Here is a 13,580-nt window from a genome sequence, read left to right as displayed (position 1 = left end):
TTTCGTGAGCTCCGAACAGCGGGTGCTCCACACGCCCGACCCGGCCGAACGCGAGAACCTGGCCACCTTCCTCACCCGCGCCATCCGCCTCGACCCGGCCGCTGTCGTCCGGTTGCGGCGGCGGGGGTCCAGCCTCGTATCAGCTTGGGTGGCAACGGGTTTCGAGACGCTCGCGGTGCGCACGATCACCGCTGAACTCGGCGTCGACGATGTCACCGTCGGTGCGGACGCGGTCCTCGCGGGTCTGAGTACCGGCCACCCGATCGACCTCGGCTACTCGATGGACTCCGCCTGGCGTGGCGCCCTCCCGCCGACCGACGGCTTCACGCACGTCGACGACGTCCCCGCGCGCACCCTGGTCGAACTGGCCGAACGCGGCGCGGATGTGGCCCGCGAACACGGCGGTCCCAAAGGGCCGCCCGCCTCGCTCCTCGACCAGTCGGTGCTCACGGTCACGGGCCCCGGCGATATCGAGGTCCAGGTACCGATGCGTGTCGTCTTCGCCCTCACCGCGATGGATTTCATCCCGCATGCGGGGGAGAAGACCGAGTCACGTCGGATCCAGCCTTCGGAACTGGTTCGTGTGCGGGCTACCCGGACGTGGTTGCGGCTGGATGCTCGGTACGGATCGGTGGCTCGTCGACTGGGTGGTGGAATTTCGTTGTCGCCCAGTTGAGTTGGGTGTATCTGGTCTCAGCTCTGGTAGTCCCAGGCAGGTTTGGCTGTGTTTATCGGCGCGCTGGCGCGCGCGTGTCCGCGGCCCCAAAGGGCCGCCGGTTAGCGCTCGAGACTAGAGCCTTCGGCTCAGCGCTTTCGAGCGCTAACCGGCGACCCGGCCGCGGACCGGCCACTTCGTGGCCGCCGCTCCCTAGGGGTCGCGGGTGGGGGTTGGGAGTGCGGTCATGGCGGTCTTGGAGTGAAAGGTGGGGCTGGTAGTGCGGTAGGGCTGTGGTGTGGGTCAGTGCACGCCGACGAGGCGTAGCAGTGCGGTTGTTGTGGCTGCTGCCAGCACAGTCACCAGCAGGGGAGCGCGCCGCCACGCGAGGACTCCGCCGACGCCCACGCCAGCGGGCAGGGCGATGCCGAGGTGGCCGGAGCCGGTCGGCAGTGTGGCTGTCGCGACCAGGGCCGCGAGCAGGATGAGGGCGCCGGTGTCGAGGAGGTGAATTGCTCTGGGGGACAGCCGCAGTCGATGGCGCATCGCGGGCCCGGTCCAGCGCAGTGCGTACGTTCCCACGGCTAGCGCCAGCATGGCGGGCAGCAGGTATGGCGCGTTCATGCGACCACCACGCTGACCGCTGGTGTCCTCATGACGCCACCGGCTCCGTGATCGGCGCGGGTGGACGCAATGCGAAGACCAGCCCGATGAGCGCGATCAGTACCGGCAGCCCCGCCGGTACGAACGGCGCGACGGCCACGGCCAGTCCCGCGCCGACCAGCACCGGCCGCGCTGTCGCCCGATCGCGCAGCGCGGGCAGGATCAACGCCAAGAGGATCACCGGGAACACCGCGTCCAGTCCGAGCGCCGACGTATCCGGCACCAGCGAACCCAGCGCCGCACCGAGGGTGGCCCCCAGCGGCCAGCACAGCGCGACCCCGATTCCGCACGCCCAGTACGCGGCGCGTTTGCGTTCCTGATTGCCCGGCGCCGCGGCGAAGGCCACCGACTCGTCGTTGAGGACGTGGATGCCGAGCACCCGCTTCCAGCCGCGTCCGAACACCTCCGGCGCCGACAACCCGTACGGCAGGTGCCGCGCGTTGAGCAGCAGCCCGGCCACCACCGCGGCCAGCGGACTACCGCCGGCCGCGACGATCCCGAAGAACAGCAGCTCCGACCCGCCTGCCAGCACCGTCACCGCCATCACGATCGGCATCCACATGGGAAACCCGGCCGCGATCGTCGACGCACCGTAGGACACACCGAACAGGCCGACGGCAAAGCACGCCGCGGCTACGGCAGCCACGGTTCCCCGGTCGAGTGTTCGCCAGATCGAACGCATGTTGTTTATATTGAACGCATCGGGTGGGTAAAGTCAACGCGGTATCGCCAGCACCCAGGAGGCGTAGATGGACCGGCAGGACCCTGTCGTCGGACCGCCCCAGGCGGTGATCGCCGCGGCGCTGCGCCGCGAGCGCGCCCGCGCCGGCCTGTCGCTGACCGAGGTCGCCAATCGGGCGGGTGTCGCGAAATCCACACTGTCGCAACTGGAATCGGGCACTGGAAACCCCAGCCTGGAAACCCTGTGGGCGCTGTGCGTAGCCCTGGAAATGCCGTTCTCCCGGCTACTCGACCCGCCTCGGTCCAACGTTCAGGTGATCCGCGCCGACGAGGGATCGCCGGTCCCGGCAGCCGACGCCGACTACCGGGTGACATTGCTCGCAGCAGGCCAGTCACACACCCGCTGCGACGTCTACCGCATCGCGGCCGAACCGGGCCATATCCGGCGCTCGGAACCGCATACGCCCGGCGTCGTGGAACACGTCGTGCTCGCAGTGGGCCACGCCATGGTGGGTCCGGCCGACGAGCCCGTCGAGATGCGCCCCGGCGACTACATCCGCTACCTGGGTGATCTCCCGCATATCTTCGAGGCCCTCGAACCGGGAACCTGGGCGACGATGGTCATCGAGAGCGCCTGAACCGATCGAGGGCGGTGTGTCAGGCGGCTCCTTCGCCGAGGTACTGCAACCAGATCGGATCCAGATCGGCGGTGGTGGACAGCAGCCGCCAGTGCGGGCCTTTGGGGGAGACCAGCGGGTGGCGCAGGTGCCAGCCCAGGTCGGCCAGCATCTTGTCGGCCTTGCGGTGATTGCAGGGGGCGCAGCTGGCGACGCAGTTCTCCCACGAGTGCTCGCCGCCGCGACTGCGGGGGATCACGTGGTCGATGGTCTCGGCCTTGCCGCCGCAGTACCCGCATCGGTAGTGGTCGCGATGCATGAGCGCGGCGCGGGTCATCGGCACGCGGGCGCGGTAGGGCACCCGCACATAGGTGCGCAGGCGGATGACGGACGGAATCGCTACCTGGGAGCCTGCCGAATGCAGGACCGGGCCTTCGGGATTGTCGTGGACGGCGTCTGCTTTGGCGCAGATCAGCAGCACGACAGCGCGACGCGCGGACAGCGCGGTGAGCGGCTCGTAGGTGGCGTTGAGGAGGAGGACCCGGCGTTTGCGCCAAGCGGCGGCGTCGTGGTCTCCGGCGAGATGCAGTGGCGCGGGGAGATGCGGCAGGTCGTGAAGACCGTGTGCGCCCGGATGGTGATCGGACAAGATGTGCAGCGGAATAGCCCCCGAGCCACGGTTGTGGACGTCGGCGGGCTGGAGTTGTCGATGCGTGCGCGCCTCGTGTGAACGGGCGCTCGGTCGCTGCTTCATCCTCTTGACCTCAATTTCATGATTGGCAGGATCATGTGGTATCTGGGGCCGATACTGCCCCCAGTTGACCATGGTTCCGGCGGTATTGCACGGCTATTTTTCAAACTTCCGGATGAACTGTGGTTGAAGGGCGGCGCGTTCGTGACCCTGGTGAACGGGGCACAATGGAACCCGTGAGCACCGGTGAGCAGACAACGACCTCCTTCTACGAAGCCGTGGGCGGCGCCGAGACGTTTCGTCGTCTGGTGTCGGTGTTCTATCGCGAGGTCGCGGCCGACGAGATCCTGCGTCCGCTGTACCCGGAGGAGGACCTCGGCCCGGCCGAGCGCCGGTTCCGGATGTTCCTCGAACAGTACTGGGGTGGTCCACGCACCTACTCCGACGAGCGCGGGCACCCGCGCCTGCGCATGCGCCACAACCCGTTCGTCATCGGCCCGCTCGAGCGCGACGCGTGGATGCGGTGCATGCGGATCGCCGTCGGCGAGATCGAACCGTCGATCCTCGACGACGAACACCGCAAGGCCCTGCTGGACTACTTCCAAATGGCCGCTGCTTCCCTCCAGAACGCCCCGAGCTGACCCAGGCGTACACCGCATTCCCGCAGCTTCCCTCCAGAACGCCCCATAGACGCCCGATAGACGCCCCGCCTGAGCCTACGGGTGCCCGGTGTTCGCTGATGACGGGCAGATAGCAGTCTGGTTTCGCGACGGTGCCCTCCTTTACCACGATGTTTCTCCGTGGCGTGGCGAACGCTGGTGATTTGCCGGATTCGCAGAAAGTCTCGGCCCCCCATGAATATTGCGGGCGAACTTTGGCAATATTGCGGGTGTGACACAGACACCTGCCTCGCCGGTGCCGGGGGAAGCAAGCACCGCTCCGTGGTGGAAAACCGCCGTGTTCTATCAGGTCTATCCGCGTTCGTTCGCTGACTCCGATGGTGACGGTGTCGGTGATCTGGGCGGTGTACGCGAGAAGATGGGGTACCTGGAGCTATTGGGCGTCGACGCGCTGTGGATCTGTCCCGTGATGCGGTCACCGCAGGCCGACGGCGGCTACGACGTGTCCGACCCGCGCGATATCGACCCGCTCTTCGGCGGGCTCGGGGCGCTGGACGAGTTGATCGCCGAAGCGCACGACCGCGAGATCAAAGTGACGATGGATCTGGTGCCCAACCACACCAGCGTCGAACACGCGTGGTTCGCCGAGGCGCTGGATGCGGCGCCGGGCAGCCCCGAACGCGCCCGCTACATCTTTCGCGACGGTCGCGGCGAGAACGGCGACGAGCCGCCCAACAACTGGCCGAGCATCTTCGGCGGCCCCGCCTGGACCAGGATCACCGAGCCCGACGGCACCCCCGGGCAGTGGTACCTGCACATCTTCGCGCCCGAACAACCCGACCTGAACTGGGACAACCCCGAGGTCGCCGACGATTTCGAGAAGACCCTGCGCTTCTGGCTCGACCGTGGCGTCGACGGTTTCCGCCTCGATGTCGCGCACGGCATGGCCAAGCCCGAAGGCCTGCCCGACATGGCGAAAGTCGAAACCAAGATGCTGGTGCACGACGACGACGATCCCCGCTTCAACAACCCCGGCGTGCACGCCATCCACCGCCGCATCCGCACGGTGCTCGACGACTACCCGCACGCGGTGTCGATCGGCGAGGTCTGGGTCGACGACAACGTCCGCTTCGGCGAATACGTCCGCCCCGACGAGTTGCACCTGGCATTCAACTTCCGCCTCGCCGAGACTCCCTTCACGGCGCAGGCCGTCCACGACGCGATCACCCACTCCCTCGAGGCCGTGGCCGACGCGGGTGCCCCACCCACCTGGACGCTGTCCAACCACGACATCGAACGCGAGGTGACCCGCTACGGCGGCGGCAAGACCGGTGTCGCGCGGGCGCGGGCGATGGTCATGGTCGAACTCGCCCTGCCCGGTGCGGTGTTCGTCTACAACGGCGCCGAACTGGGCCTGCCCAATGTCGACGACCTGCCCGACGACGTCTTGCAGGACCCGGTGTGGGAGCGCACCGGCCACAAGGAACGCGGTCGCGACGGTTGCCGGGTCCCGATGCCGTGGGAGGGTCCGGCCACGCCGTTCGGTTTCACCGAGGGCAAGCCGTGGCTGCCGATCCCCGTCGACTGGGCCGACCGCACCGTCGAAGCGCAACTGGAAACCCTGCACTCGACACTGTCGCTGTACCGCCTGGCGATCGACCTGCGCGCCACCCGGCCGGAGTTCGCCGGCCAGCGGATCGAGTGGTACGGCAGTCCCGACGGCTGTCTCGCCTTCCGTCGTCCGGGCGGGCTGACCTGCGTGCTCAACGCCTCCGACAGCCCGATCCAGCTGCCGCCGGGGGAGGTGCTGCTGTCGAGCGCACCGGTGGCCGACGATCGGTTGCCCCCGAACGCGGCGGCGTGGTTGGTGTAGCCGCGGCCGGACACGCGGTGCGGCAACCTATGGCCGGAGGATGAACTACTACACAGCATCGTCTACCGTTGGTGCGTGAGCATTCTCGAGACAGTGCTGATCTTCGTCGGCATCCCGGCCGCGATCTACTTCGCGATCGCGGGTTTGTCCTATCTCGGTAAGCCATTCCCCGGTGAGAAGCCGGCCCACTTCGCACTCGGGCAGAAGTGGACCCACCGGCCGGTGCTGTGGAGTGCTACCGATGAGGTGACCGCCGCGGCGGGGCACCACACCGCCGAGCCGCATGGTCATGCGGCTCTCGAAACCGCGCATGCGGAGCTGATCGGAGGCCGGGCAAGTGGCAAGTTCTAATTGGCCCGCGGTGGTCGAGGCCGACCTCCCGCACGGGTTCGCCCTGACCAGCAGCGGTCGGGTGTCCGGCGTGCACGAGCCCGGCACCGTGTTCGACGAGGTGCCGTTCACCGATCACGAGCGCATCTGCCTCGACAACGCGCTCACCGAGGCGACCCGCGCCACCAAGATCCGCTTCAACATCTACCTCGGCGATCTCGGTTCCGATCCGGCGGCCGGTGCCGACGCGATCCTGCCGAGCACCCCGGAGTCGGCCGATTCGGTGCTCATCGCCGTGTCCCCGAACCAGGGCGCGATCGAGGTCCGCTCCGGTGCCGACGTGGCCGAGCGCGCCAATGACCGCATCTGCCAGCTCGGCGTCACCGCCGCCCTGGCCTCGTTCCGTCAGGGCAACCTGATCGACGGCCTGATCTCGGCCACCCGCGTGATGGCCGCCGCGATCGGCCGCTAGCTCGTTCTCTTCCGGACGGCGCGTTCACCTCATGGTGAACGCGCCGTTGGTGTTTGCGGACTTTCGTGACGAAGGAATACGGCCGCCGCCTGTCGAGTTATAACCTCTAAAAGTCATTTAGAGAGTTAGGAAGTGCCATGATCAACCAGATCAGCCACCACACCGTCGAGATCCAGGGCCAGTCCCTCTTCTATCGCGAGGCGGGCGACCCGGACAAGCCGACTCTGCTTCTGCTGCACGGCTTCCCGTCCAGCTCGGTGATGTTCCGCAACCTCATCCCTGCGCTCGCCGACGACTATCACGTGATCGCCCCCGATCACCTGGGCTTCGGCCAGTCGTCCATGCCGTCGGTCGACGAATTCGACTACACCTTCGACAAGCTCACCGAGCTCACCCGCGAACTGCTCGACACCCTCGGCATCGAACGCTTCGCGCTCTACATCCAGGACTACGGCGCCCCCATCGGTCTGCGGATCGCCGCGCGCGACCCAGGGCGGGTCAGTGCCATCATCACCCAGAGCGGCAACGCCTATATGGAGGGCTTCACCCCGTTCTGGGAGGTGCTGTTCGCGCACGCGACCGACCGCGTCACCCATGAGCCCGAAGTGCGCAAGCTGCTCGAGCTCGACGCCACGAAATGGCAGTACACGCACGGTGTTCCGGCCGACCGGCGCGCGCTGGTCAGCCCGGATACGTGGACCCTCGACCAGGCCTACCTGGACCGTCCCGGCAACAAGGAGATCCAGCTGCAGCTGTTCTTCGACTACAAGAACAACCTCGACGGTTACCCCGGCTTCCAGAAGTACTTCGCCGAGCACCGGCCGCCGACACTCATCGCCTGGGGTGAGCACGACGAGATCTTCGGCGCCGACGGTGCCCGCGCCTACCTGCGCGACCTGCCCGACGCCGAACTGCATCTGCTCGACGCGGGTCACTTCGCGCTGGAGACACACGGACCCGAGATCGCCGCGCTGATCCGCGACTTCCTCGGCCGGGTCGCGCGCTGAGTCCGGCGGACGGCTGGGCATCGGGGGTGCCCAGCCGTCCGGGCGGCATCGAGTAACCTGGTCGGCGGTCTATCGGCCACATCGTCGGCCGTCGGCATATCGGGGGGAAACTTGCACGCACGTATCACTCGGGTGCTCGCGGCGGCGTGCCTGGCGCTGACGGCGTCGGCCTGCGCGCAGGACAGCCGACCGGTCGAATTCGCCGCGGCCGCACCTCTTTCCGTGTTCTACAACCCCAGCGCGGAGTCGATTCCGGGACAGCGTGGTTCGGTGATCCGCTCGCAGCCGCTCACCGGCGCGCAGGTCGTGCCCGGTGCCCGTAACTACCTGACGCTGTACCGGTCGCTGGACGCGCAGGAGAAGCCCGTCGCGGTGTCGGGGACGCTCGCGGTGCCCGAAGGTGTTGCGCCCGCAGGGGGTTGGCCGCTCATTTCCTGGGGGCCGGGTAGCACCGGGGTCGCCGATGTCTGCGCGGCCTCGCGCTCCGAAGGTTCCTCGCCGAGCAGAGACGAACAAGCTCGCTGGGTGGCCAAGGGGTACGCGGTCGCCAGAACCGACTACCAGGGCTTGGGGACGCCGGGCGGTCACGGATACATGATCGGCGAGACCGAACAGCGTGCGATGGCCGATCTCGCCACGGCGGCAAGGGAAATCGACAAGTCGGTCGGATCACGCTGGGTGGCGATGGGGCATTCGCAAGGTGGTCACGCGGCCCTGTTCGCCGCCGTCGACGCCAAGGGCTGGACGCCGAATTCGCCGTTGCTCGGCGCCATCGCGCTGGCACCCGCCTCGCACCTGGGCGAACAGGTCCGCATGGCGAAGTGGGCGGCGTCGAATCCGCTGGGCAAACTGGGTACCGGCGATGTGTCGGTGTACCTGCCGCTGTTGGTTCGCGGCGCCCAGACGGTGACCGATGTGGACCCCGCCCGATTCCTCACCGGCCGTGCGCAATCCCTGCTGCCGGTCGTCGACTCCGAATGCACCGGCGGTCTGCGCGACAAGGGCAAGTGGGGTGGTCTGTCGGCGAAGGACGTCTTCACCTCCGACGGTGACGTCTCGGGGCTGCTGCGAGTCCTCGACGACAACGACCCGAGCGGACTCCGATTCACCGTTCCGGTCCTAGTTCTGCAGGGCCGTTCCGACCTCACCGTCCCGCAGAACGCGACCGATGCGATGGTCGCCGAACAGCAGGGACGCGGCGAGTCGGTCGACTACCGCAAATACGACGACGTCGACCACAGCGAAATCGTCTCCGCCTCCTTCGCCGACGCCCTCGGCTGGGCCGACACCCGCTTCGGCATCAAACGCTGAATTTTTGGAGCGCTGGCGCGCTCGAGGCGGGGCCCTTCGGGCCCCTGATCTTCCCTCCCTCCGGGTACTCCTTCGTCGCACCCTCCGCTCAGTCCAGATCAGGGCGGGCCCCTTGGGTTGGTGGTTACGCCGAGAGCAGAAGAGCCGGGTGTTTCGGTCCCGGCATCCCTACGCTCGGAGTATGGGCGAGCACAACGGGTTGCGGGTGATTCCAGGCGGACGCGGCGAACAGCAGTCGCGGCCGGAACCACTCTGGCGTGAGGCGCTGGGCGAACGCCTGCGCGCGCTGCGCCTGGAACAGCGCTCCACCCTCGTCGACACGGCGGGTCGCGCGGGCATCTCGCCGCAGTACCTCTCCGAAGTCGAGCGCGGCCGCAAAGAGCCGTCGAGCGAGATGATCGCAGCCCTGGCCGGCGCCCTCGGCACCTCGCTGGGCGATCTCGTGGCCCAGGTAGCCGAATCCATGCGCAGGCACGCGCTGGTGCCGACGCGTGCGGTGGTGCTCGGCGGACAACGCCAGATCGCCCCCTCCCACTCCGCCCCCATCGCCCTGGCCCCGAACGCGGTCCTGCTCGCCGCCTGACCCGGGGCCGATCAGATCAACAGGCCTTGCGTGACGTCATGGTGATCAACTGTCCATAGTCGCGGTTGTTCGCGCGGCGGCGATCTGGCTGCGGAGTAGATCGACGATCGCGCTGACGGGGAGTTCGGGGTCGATCGCGCGTTGCACGCCGAGGCCGATACCGAGCGAGAGTAGTTGCAGCGCGGCATCTTCCGCGGACATCGAGAGCTCGAGGCCGAGCTGGTCGGACTGCGTCTGGATGACTGTGGCGAGCATCGTTGTCAGGGTGCGTCGGCGCTCGGCGAGTTCGGTGCGGATCTCGGGCATGTGCCGGGTGCTCGTCGCGAACTCGACTTCCAGCGCGGTCCAGCCCACATCACCGATGTTCTCGTCGGCCCATCGCGCGAAACCTTCGATCCGTGCCGCCATGGTGTCGTGCGGCATCATCGCGTCCACGAGGGACTGCGCGCGCTCCACGTGCACCACGTCGAGCACGGCCAGGCCCAGTTCGTGCTTGGTCGCGAAGTTGGAGTACACGGCGCCCTTGGAGAATCCGGCCTCGGTGGCCACCTTCTCCAGCGGGGTCACGTTGTAGCCGTCGGCCATGAACAGTCGTTTGGCGGTCTCGACCAATCGTTCACGCGTGAGCGCGTGCGACTCCTTGCGCGTCATCCTGGCCATGTGCGGGAGTTTAGCAAAATGGGCTACCGCTGGAATTCAAATACCGTTAGTATTCGAAATATGACTACACGACGTGGCTTAGCGATCGGCTGCGGTGGCCTGCTCGGCTTCGCCTGGACCGCCGTAGCCCTCGACGCCGTCGAACGCGCGATGAACTGGGACACCCGCACCGCCGATGTCCTGATCGGCACCTCCGCGGGCGCCGAACTCGTGGCGGCGCTCGGCTCCGGGCGCACCCCCGCCGACCTGCTCGCCGCCCTCGACGCGGCCCCTGGCGCCGACCCGATCCTGGCCGGTCATGTCGCCGTCGACCCCGGCAAATTCCCCCCGCTGCCCAGGCCCGGATTCCCCGGCCTCGGCCTGGTCGGCGCCGGTGTGCGCGCCCGTGCGCCCTACACCGCGCTGGCCGGGCTCCTTCCGCGCGGCCGCGGCGACGCCGCCTGGCTGCGTTCCTTCGGTCAGGCGCTGGCCGCCCCGAGCGGCTGGGTGAGCCACCCCGCGACCTGGGTGGTCGGCGCCGACGCGGCAACGGGTGAGCGAGTCGCCTTCGGAGCGAACGGAGCGCGCACGCACATCGCGTCGGCCGGAGAATCGGTCGCGGCTGGTGCGGCGCCGGTCGATCTCGGCGACGCGATCGCCGCGTCCTGGGCCATCCCCGGGTGGTTCCCGCCCGTGCGGATCGACGGGAAGGACTACGTCGACGGTGGTTCGGTGTCGTCGGTATCGGCCGATCTGCTGGTGCCACTGGAACTCGACGAGGTGGTGATCATCGCCCCGATGACGTCCGAGGGCGGGGCACCGGCCACCGGCCTGAACCGGATCGAACGTCTGCTGCGCACGCAGATGACCCGCGGCCTCGACCGCGAAGTGGCCCTGTTGCGCGCTGCGGGCACCCGCGTGATCCGCGTCGAACCGGGCCCCGAAGAACTCGCCGCCATGGGCCCGAACTTCATGGATTCGGCCCGCCGCCCTGCCACCATCGCCGCTGCCCGCCGCGGTTCGGCGACCCGAGTCGCCGACGCGCTGTGATCAGCGTGCCGTTCGTTTCGTTCGAAGGAGTAGTCGTATGAGCCGCCAGCACGAGGTTGTTGTGATCGGAGCGGGTGTTTCCGGCATCTGTGCCGCGATCAAGTTGATCGAGGCCGGGGTCGAGGATGTGGTGATCGTCGAGAAGGCCGACACCTTCGGTGGCACGTGGCGGGCCAACACCTATCCCGGCTGCGCGTGCGACGTCCCGTCCGGCCTGTACTCGTTCTCCTTCGCGCCGAACAGCGAGTGGTCGCGGCTGTTCGCGCCCCAGCCCGAGATCCTCGACTATGTCGACCGGGTGGCGCGCGAGCACGGGCTGGCCGAGCACACCCGGTTCGGGGTGGAGGTGGTCGGTTCGCGGTTCGACGATGCCGCGCAGCTGTGGCGGCTGGACACCAGCGAAGGCCCGCTGAGTGCCCGCTTCGTCGTGTCGGCCGCGGGTCCGTGGAACGAACCGCGCCTGCCCGAGATTCCGGGTCTGGCCGAATTCCCCGGTGAGGTCTTCCACTCCGCGCGCTGGAATCACGACTACGACCTGCGTGGCAAGCGGGTCGCGGTGGTCGGGTCCGGTGCGTCCGCGGTGCAGTTCGTCCCCGCGATCCAGCCCGATGTCGCCGAACTGCACCTGTTCCAGCGCACGGCGCAGTGGGTGCTGCCGAAGCTCGATCACCGCGTGCCCGGCTTCGAGAAGAAGGTGATGCGACGATTCCCGTTCGCGCACAAGGCATTGCGATCGACCGAATACGCGCTGATGGAAGGTCTCGGAGTCGCGTTCCGGCATCCACGGCCGCTGATGCAGACCGTGCAGGCCGTCGGCTCGGCGTATCTGCGTGCCGTGGTGCGTGATCCGGCACTGCGGGCGAAGCTGACCCCGGAATATCTGCTCGGCTGCAAGCGAATCCTGTTCTCCAACAGCTATCTCCAGTCGCTGACCAAGAGCAACGTCGACGTGCACGCCACCGGGGTCACCGAATTCCGTAGCAACACTGTGGTCGGCGCCGACGGCACCACCGCCGAGGTCGACGCCGTCATCCTCGGTACCGGGTTCCACATCCTCGACACCCCGCTGGCCGACATCGTCCGCGGCGCCGACGGCCGTACCATGGCCGAGCACTGGAAGGGCTCGCCCGAGGCCTACCTCGGCACCGTCACCACCGGTTTCCCCAACGCGTTCACCGTGCTCGGGCCCAGCCTCGGCACCGGCCACTCCTCGGCGTTCGCCATCCTCGAAGCCCAGGTCGCCTTCCTCGTCTCGGCGATCGAGAGCGCCCGGCGCGAAGGCTGGGCGGTGCTGGACGTGCGTCCCGAGGTACAGGCGCGCTACGTCGACCAGGTGCAAGCCGCGCTGGCAGGCACCGTCTACAACGCGGGCGGTTGCCACAGCTACTACATGGACGCCAACGGCCGCAACAGTTTCAGCTGGCCCTGGTCCACCGGTGAGCTCAGAACCCGCGTCAGCACGTTCGACCCGACCGACTTCACCATCACCGACGACGCGACGGTGCTCGCATGAGCGCACGCGCACACCACCGACGAGAGGCCACCACATGAGCTACCCACGGATCGACCTCGACGGCGCCACCATCGCGATCACCGGCGCCGCCCGCGGCATCGGACTCGCCACGGCCAAGGCGTTCGTCGAGGCAGGCGCGTACGTCGCGCTCGGTGACCTCGACGAAGCGCTGGCCGTGCAGGCCGCCGCCGAGCTCGGCGACCACGCGATGGGCCACGCGCTCGATGTCACCGACAAGGCTTCCTACGCAGCGTTTCTCGAGGCGGCTGCCCGGTGGCGCGGTCCACTGGACGTGCTGGTGAACAACGCGGGTGTGATGCCGAACGGCCCGTTCCTCGACCAGTCCGACCGCATCGACCAGCTCACGATGGACGTCAACGTCTACGGCGTCATCCACGGCATGCGCCTTGCCCTGCCCGCCATGGTCGAGCGCGGCTACGGCCACGTGGTGAATGTGGCCTCGCTGGCGGGCAAGTTCCCGATCAAGGGGCTGGCCGTGTACAACGCCAGCAAGTACGCGGTGGTCGGCCTGACCGCCGCCACCAGGCTGGAAATGGACGCCACCGGAGTCAGCGTGAGCGCGGTCCTCCCGTCCGCGGTGCGCACCGAACTCAGCTCCGGGATCGACTACGGCATCTTGCCCGCCGTCGACCCTGAGGACATCGCCGCCGCCGTGGTCCGCACGGTCAAGACCCGGGCGGCCGAGACCGCGGTGCCCGGGTATGTCGGCCTGATGGCGAACGCGTCCGGCCTGGTGCCGGAGCCGGTGATGCGGGCCTTCCGCAAGGTCGCCAACGACGACGCCGCCATCACCCGCGTCGACGACAACGTCCGCCGTGCTTACCTGGACCGCATCGAAAAGCAGTGATTCCCGA

16 protein-coding genes are annotated in these 13,580 nt (G+C 68.1%); 12 read left to right on the top strand and 4 right to left on the bottom strand.

Annotated elements, in window-relative coordinates:
* The first annotated feature begins 4 nt into the window (after positions 1–4).
* Entirely contained in the window at positions 5–676 is a 672-nt protein-coding gene (locus ACFWPK_RS21120; protein WP_378918251.1) for a hypothetical protein, read from the top strand.
* A 282-nt stretch (positions 677–958) separates the two neighbouring features.
* Here the strand turns inward: ACFWPK_RS21120 and ACFWPK_RS21115 are convergent, their stop codons facing one another.
* On the bottom strand, positions 959–1,279 hold the full coding sequence (locus ACFWPK_RS21115) for an AzlD domain-containing protein (RefSeq protein ID WP_378918249.1): 321 nt from the start codon (positions 1,277–1,279) through the stop codon (positions 959–961).
* Between the two features lie 28 nt (positions 1,280–1,307).
* Positions 1,308–2,000, bottom strand: coding sequence for an AzlC family ABC transporter permease (locus ACFWPK_RS21110; RefSeq protein ID WP_378918247.1), 693 nt, complete (start codon positions 1,998–2,000; stop codon positions 1,308–1,310).
* Between the two features lie 67 nt (positions 2,001–2,067).
* Here ACFWPK_RS21110 and ACFWPK_RS21105 point away from each other — a divergent pair, with 67 nt between their 5' ends.
* A complete protein-coding gene (locus tag ACFWPK_RS21105) occupies positions 2,068–2,637 on the top strand; it encodes a helix-turn-helix domain-containing protein (protein ID WP_378918244.1) in 570 nt (189 codons plus the stop codon).
* A gap of 19 nt (positions 2,638–2,656) precedes the next feature.
* On the opposite strand, the gene ACFWPK_RS21100 is transcribed toward ACFWPK_RS21105, so the two are convergent.
* A complete protein-coding gene (locus ACFWPK_RS21100) occupies positions 2,657–3,370 on the bottom strand; it encodes an HNH endonuclease (protein ID WP_378918242.1) in 714 nt (237 codons plus the stop codon).
* 164 nt (positions 3,371–3,534) lie between these two features.
* Between ACFWPK_RS21100 and ACFWPK_RS21095 the strand changes: the two genes are divergently transcribed.
* From ACFWPK_RS21095 to ACFWPK_RS21065, 7 genes are all read left to right on the top strand, one after another.
* Positions 3,535–3,948 carry a globin gene (locus ACFWPK_RS21095; RefSeq protein ID WP_378918240.1) on the top strand — a complete coding sequence of 138 codons (414 nt, stop codon included), beginning with the start codon at positions 3,535–3,537 and terminating at the stop codon, positions 3,946–3,948.
* Between the two features lie 250 nt (positions 3,949–4,198).
* On the top strand, positions 4,199–5,800 hold the full coding sequence (locus tag ACFWPK_RS21090; protein ID WP_378918238.1) for a glycoside hydrolase family 13 protein: 1,602 nt from the start codon (positions 4,199–4,201) through the stop codon (positions 5,798–5,800).
* 75 nt (positions 5,801–5,875) lie between these two features.
* On the top strand, positions 5,876–6,151 hold the full coding sequence (locus tag ACFWPK_RS21085) for a hypothetical protein (protein WP_378918236.1): 276 nt from the start codon (positions 5,876–5,878) through the stop codon (positions 6,149–6,151).
* Positions 6,138–6,602 carry a DUF5130 domain-containing protein gene (locus ACFWPK_RS21080; RefSeq protein ID WP_378918234.1) on the top strand — a complete coding sequence of 155 codons (465 nt, stop codon included), beginning with the start codon at positions 6,138–6,140 and terminating at the stop codon, positions 6,600–6,602. The genes ACFWPK_RS21085 and ACFWPK_RS21080 overlap by 14 nt, the downstream gene beginning before the upstream one ends.
* A gap of 140 nt (positions 6,603–6,742) precedes the next feature.
* On the top strand, positions 6,743–7,609 hold the full coding sequence (locus ACFWPK_RS21075) for an alpha/beta fold hydrolase (protein ID WP_378918400.1): 867 nt from the start codon (positions 6,743–6,745) through the stop codon (positions 7,607–7,609).
* A 111-nt stretch (positions 7,610–7,720) separates the two neighbouring features.
* Positions 7,721–8,920, top strand: coding sequence for an alpha/beta hydrolase family protein (locus ACFWPK_RS21070; RefSeq protein WP_378918233.1), 1,200 nt, complete (start codon positions 7,721–7,723; stop codon positions 8,918–8,920).
* A gap of 181 nt (positions 8,921–9,101) precedes the next feature.
* Positions 9,102–9,503 carry a helix-turn-helix domain-containing protein gene (locus ACFWPK_RS21065; RefSeq protein WP_378918230.1) on the top strand — a complete coding sequence of 134 codons (402 nt, stop codon included), beginning with the start codon at positions 9,102–9,104 and terminating at the stop codon, positions 9,501–9,503.
* 45 nt (positions 9,504–9,548) lie between these two features.
* Here the strand turns inward: ACFWPK_RS21065 and ACFWPK_RS21060 are convergent, their stop codons facing one another.
* Positions 9,549–10,163, bottom strand: a complete 615-nt coding sequence (locus tag ACFWPK_RS21060; protein WP_378918228.1) for a TetR/AcrR family transcriptional regulator — start codon at positions 10,161–10,163, stop codon at positions 9,549–9,551.
* A 60-nt stretch (positions 10,164–10,223) separates the two neighbouring features.
* Between ACFWPK_RS21060 and ACFWPK_RS21055 the strand changes: the two genes are divergently transcribed.
* The 3 genes from ACFWPK_RS21055 to ACFWPK_RS21045 are packed head-to-tail and all read left to right on the top strand — an operon-like array spanning position 10,224 to position 13,573.
* Positions 10,224–11,192, top strand: coding sequence for a patatin-like phospholipase family protein (locus ACFWPK_RS21055; protein ID WP_378918227.1), 969 nt, complete (start codon positions 10,224–10,226; stop codon positions 11,190–11,192).
* Between the two features lie 37 nt (positions 11,193–11,229).
* Positions 11,230–12,705, top strand: a complete 1,476-nt coding sequence (locus tag ACFWPK_RS21050) for a flavin-containing monooxygenase (RefSeq protein ID WP_378918226.1) — start codon at positions 11,230–11,232, stop codon at positions 12,703–12,705.
* A 34-nt stretch (positions 12,706–12,739) separates the two neighbouring features.
* On the top strand, positions 12,740–13,573 hold the full coding sequence (locus ACFWPK_RS21045) for an SDR family oxidoreductase (protein WP_378918225.1): 834 nt from the start codon (positions 12,740–12,742) through the stop codon (positions 13,571–13,573).
* Positions 13,574–13,580: the final 7 nt, after the last annotated feature.

It is taken from the genome of Nocardia sp. NPDC058519 (assembly GCF_042719755.1).
In the GTDB taxonomy this organism is placed as follows: Bacteria; Actinomycetota; Actinomycetes; order Mycobacteriales; family Mycobacteriaceae; genus Nocardia.
The sequence above is the reverse complement of the archived record's forward strand: the minus strand, read 5'-3'. Positions and strand labels throughout refer to the sequence as shown.

Excerpts from the sequence above, each read along its gene's own strand:
- ACFWPK_RS21115 (WP_378918249.1), bottom strand. The coding sequence starts at position 1,279 with ATGAACGCGCCATACCTGCTGCCCGCCATGCTGGCGCTAGCCGTGGGA.
- ACFWPK_RS21110 (WP_378918247.1), bottom strand. The coding sequence starts at position 2,000 with ATGCGTTCGATCTGGCGAACACTCGACCGGGGAACCGTGGCTGCCGTA.
- ACFWPK_RS21105 (WP_378918244.1), top strand. The coding sequence starts at position 2,068 with ATGGACCGGCAGGACCCTGTCGTCGGACCGCCCCAGGCGGTGATCGCC.
- ACFWPK_RS21100 (WP_378918242.1), bottom strand. The coding sequence starts at position 3,370 with ATGAAGCAGCGACCGAGCGCCCGTTCACACGAGGCGCGCACGCATCGA.
- ACFWPK_RS21095 (WP_378918240.1), top strand. The coding sequence starts at position 3,535 with ATGGAACCCGTGAGCACCGGTGAGCAGACAACGACCTCCTTCTACGAA.
- ACFWPK_RS21065 (WP_378918230.1), top strand. The coding sequence starts at position 9,102 with ATGGGCGAGCACAACGGGTTGCGGGTGATTCCAGGCGGACGCGGCGAA.
- ACFWPK_RS21060 (WP_378918228.1), bottom strand. The coding sequence starts at position 10,163 with ATGGCCAGGATGACGCGCAAGGAGTCGCACGCGCTCACGCGTGAACGA.
- ACFWPK_RS21055 (WP_378918227.1), top strand. The coding sequence starts at position 10,224 with ATGACTACACGACGTGGCTTAGCGATCGGCTGCGGTGGCCTGCTCGGC.
- ACFWPK_RS21050 (WP_378918226.1), top strand. The coding sequence starts at position 11,230 with ATGAGCCGCCAGCACGAGGTTGTTGTGATCGGAGCGGGTGTTTCCGGC.
- ACFWPK_RS21045 (WP_378918225.1), top strand. The coding sequence starts at position 12,740 with ATGAGCTACCCACGGATCGACCTCGACGGCGCCACCATCGCGATCACC.